This window comes from Actinospineispora acaciae DSM 45401, from assembly GCF_000620785.1.
Lineage (GTDB): Bacteria > Actinomycetota > Actinomycetes > Mycobacteriales > Pseudonocardiaceae > Pseudonocardia > Pseudonocardia acaciae.
Genome location: NZ_JIAI01000067.1, coordinates 1 through 3,143, shown reverse-complemented (window position 1 = coordinate 3,143; position 3,143 = coordinate 1). Strand labels below are relative to the sequence as shown.

3 protein-coding genes are annotated in these 3,143 nt (G+C 65.4%); all 3 read left to right on the top strand.

What is annotated here, in order from left to right; genetic code table 11:
• Window positions 1-1,994, top strand: a 1,994-nt coding sequence (locus N912_RS0148105; RefSeq protein WP_211261663.1) for a CdiA C-terminal domain-containing protein, incomplete at its 5' end; no start/stop codon positions are given.
• A 35-nt stretch (window positions 1,995-2,029) separates the two neighbouring features.
• Complete coding sequence (locus N912_RS0148100; RefSeq protein ID WP_028928014.1) at window positions 2,030-2,431, top strand: hypothetical protein; 402 nt, start codon at window positions 2,030-2,032, stop codon at window positions 2,429-2,431.
• Between the two features lie 92 nt (window positions 2,432-2,523).
• Window positions 2,524-2,904: a hypothetical protein gene (locus N912_RS0148095; RefSeq protein WP_028928013.1), complete on the top strand. Its 381-nt coding sequence runs from the start codon at window positions 2,524-2,526 to the stop codon at window positions 2,902-2,904.
• Window positions 2,905-3,143 lie beyond the last annotated feature (239 nt).

Here is a 3,143-nt window from a genome sequence, read left to right as displayed (position 1 = left end):
CCGCCGAGCGGTCGACAACCCAAGACCGAGCCCCACCGGCGCGCGGCGGCGACGTCCAAGCCGTGGGCCGTACCAACGCCCCGACCGACGGAACGCCCACCTGCTCAGGCGGAGACTGCGCCAAGCTGGCCCTCAAACTCCCCGGCCGAGCCAACGGCGACGGCAACACCGGCACCGCACCGAACAACATCGGCGACCGAGGCACCCAGAAACAGCCCTGCGGCCAGGGCGGATGTGACGGCCAACCCGCCCCGGCCACCACCCCGGCACCAGCTCCCGGATCCGGCGGCGCCCCGTCCACCATGGGCGGCGGCCAAAGCGGCAACGGCCACGGGCCCGGCCCGGCCGTCGACCCGAACACCAGGCCGGGCCGTGTCAGGACCGACACGCAGCTGGCCAACGACCAGACCCAGCAGGCCGTGAGCAACCCGAAGACATTGCCGGGCCAAGAGCGGGCGCCACCGGCCGGCGCAGCCCCTTCTCAGGGTGAGGTAGAGCGTCCGATCAAGCTGGCCAGCCACAAGACTCAGCTGGGTCCGGGCGACCAACCCTCCGGAGGCGAGGGCGCGAAGCCGACGCCGGTCTTCAAGAACGGCAAGCGAGTTGGCTTCACGGTGACTGGTCCCGACGGCACGACGACGTTCGTACCGAACCTTGGCCAGCGCAACAAAGGCGTAGGAAACGACGGCGACGACAACGAAGGCGACGGCAACACCGGCCACCGCAACCACGGCAACTCCAACGAGGGCGACGACAACCGGGGCAACTTCAACCACGGCGATCGGAACGTGGGCGACTGGAACGTCGGCTCGGACAACATCGGCAACGGTAACCAGGGCAACGGCAACCGGGGCAGAGACAACGTCGGCAACAACAACTCCGGCGACCGGAACAAGGGAGACCACAACTCCGGCAGCGACAACGAGGGCAACTACAACGAGGGCAGCTGGAACCAAGGCAACAACAACAAAGGCAACGGCAACGACGGCGACAACCACGTCGGCGACAACGCCGGACACTTCTGCGTGCTCTGCTCCGGCTACGGCAACGACGGCTTCCTGATCGACGGCAACCGCAGCAAAGGCACCGTGATCAGGGGGAACCGCAGCAACGGCGCCGTCATCGGCGGCAACGACAGCAGCGGTGCCGTCATCGGCGGCGACGACAGCAATGGCGCCTTCATTGACGGCAACGGCAGCACCGGTGCCTTCATCCACGGCGATCAGAGTAAGGGCGCCTACATCGACGGCGACCAAAGCGAAGGCGCCTTCATTCGTGGAGATCGAAGCAAGGGTGCCCTCATCCAAGGTGATGACAGCACCGGCGCCGCCATCGACGGAAACCGCGACGAAGGCTTCGGCATCATCCGGAGCAACGACAGCAACGGCGCGTTCATCGTCGGCGGCGACCGGAACGACGGCGCCTTCATCCGGGGCAACGACAGCACCGGCGCCTTCATCAACGGCGACCGCAGCCGAGGCCTCCTCATCAACGGCGATGACAGCACCGGCGCCGCCATCAACGGCGACCGCAACCGGGGCGCGTTCATCAACGGCGACGGCAACAACCCGCCGAACCCGGACAAGCGCGGCACCATCGACGAGTCGGAGGCCAAGTTATCGGCCGACGAGAGGCGGGCCGCCGAGACGCTGTCCGACCAGCGGCATGACGTCAAGAAGTTGAAGGAGGCGGAAGAAGATGGTGTCAAGACGCCTGACTTCCTGGTCGACGGCAAGCCCGTCGAGATTAAGACGACCAATCGGAATAACCCCAACGCTAGCGGCAAGACCGTATCGAGCACGATCGGAAGATCCGGCAAGGGTGGCAAAATCCAAGCGCCATCTATAATCGTTGACGCCAGGGGCAACCCCAGCATCACGAAAGAGGAGGCAAAGAAAGGCATCCGCTCGGTGGTGAGAGGTCACCGTAAGGGTAATTTTGAGCACCTTGAGGTCTGGTTGAGCGATGGCAAGAAGGTCGTCTGGGACAAGTGAACGCGTAGGGCAACCCGGTCGCCAAGGAGCACCTGATGTCCACTGAGATCGCCGTCTTCCTCCGGCCGATCGTGGAGATGAACAGGGCCCAGGTCGTGAGCGAGGTTGCTCGTGCCGCCGGAGTCGAGCTCAGGCATGGGCCGGACATCTACGAAGGCATGGCGCACGTCGGGGTCATCGACCAAGGGGTCAAGATCGAGCTCTTCGTGGAGGTCGACTACCTGGTCGATGACGTCGGCATGCCCTTCAGCAGTCACCCCTACGAGCTGGATTTCAGGCCGTTCGATGCCGCTCTTGCCACGATCGAACAGGCTCAGCGGCTCATGGAGCCGGTGTATGACCGCCTCAAGGAGACCGGCCTCTTCTCCCTGTTCGCCACCTACGACGGGCAGTATGTGCTCCGCAGCGACATCGTGGAGACTCGTCCAGGTGCGTGACCTCCACGAGCACTCGCCTCAGCGGAGTAGCAGGCCGGCGCCGCACGCCTGAGCACGTGGAGCAGGCATCCCGGTCATCGAGGGAGTACCCGATGTCCACTGAGGTCGAGATCCTCCTCCGGCCCATCGAGGAGATGAACAGGATCCAGGTCGTGATCGAGGTTGCTCGCGCCGCCGGAGTCGAGCTGAGACATGGGCCCGACATCTACGAGGGCCGGGCATATGTTGGGATCATCGACGACGATGTCGCCATCGAGCTATTCCCCGACGACCGTCATGATCCGGACGACGACACCGGTGACATGCCGTTCAGCAAGCACCCGTACACCGTCGAGTTCAGGCCGTTGAACAGGTCAGTCGAGAAGGCCCAGCGGAGCATGGAGCGGGTGTACGACCGTCTCAAGGAGACCGGTCACTTCTCCCTGTTCGCCACCTTCGACTGGCAGTACCCACTCCGCGGCGACATCGTGTGAGCTGGGCCGGCTCGCGAGCTGCCGCACCTACCGTCGGCCAACCGCTCGGGAGGATCTCGCTCCACCCAGATGGCCAGCCGCTTCCCCGGCCCGGCCGCCACCTCACCCGCGCGCAACAGCCGCTTGACCTCGCTGAGGTTCGTCCAACTCCCCGCATCCGCGATACCGGTGACCTGGCTCCCGGACGCCACCACCGCCCCATCGCGCCCGGCGACCTCGAAATGCACCCTCACCGCCGA

Excerpts from the sequence above, each read along its gene's own strand:
- N912_RS0148095 (WP_028928013.1), top strand. The coding sequence starts at position 2,524 with ATGTCCACTGAGGTCGAGATCCTCCTCCGGCCCATCGAGGAGATGAAC.
- N912_RS0148100 (WP_028928014.1), top strand. The coding sequence starts at position 2,030 with ATGTCCACTGAGATCGCCGTCTTCCTCCGGCCGATCGTGGAGATGAAC.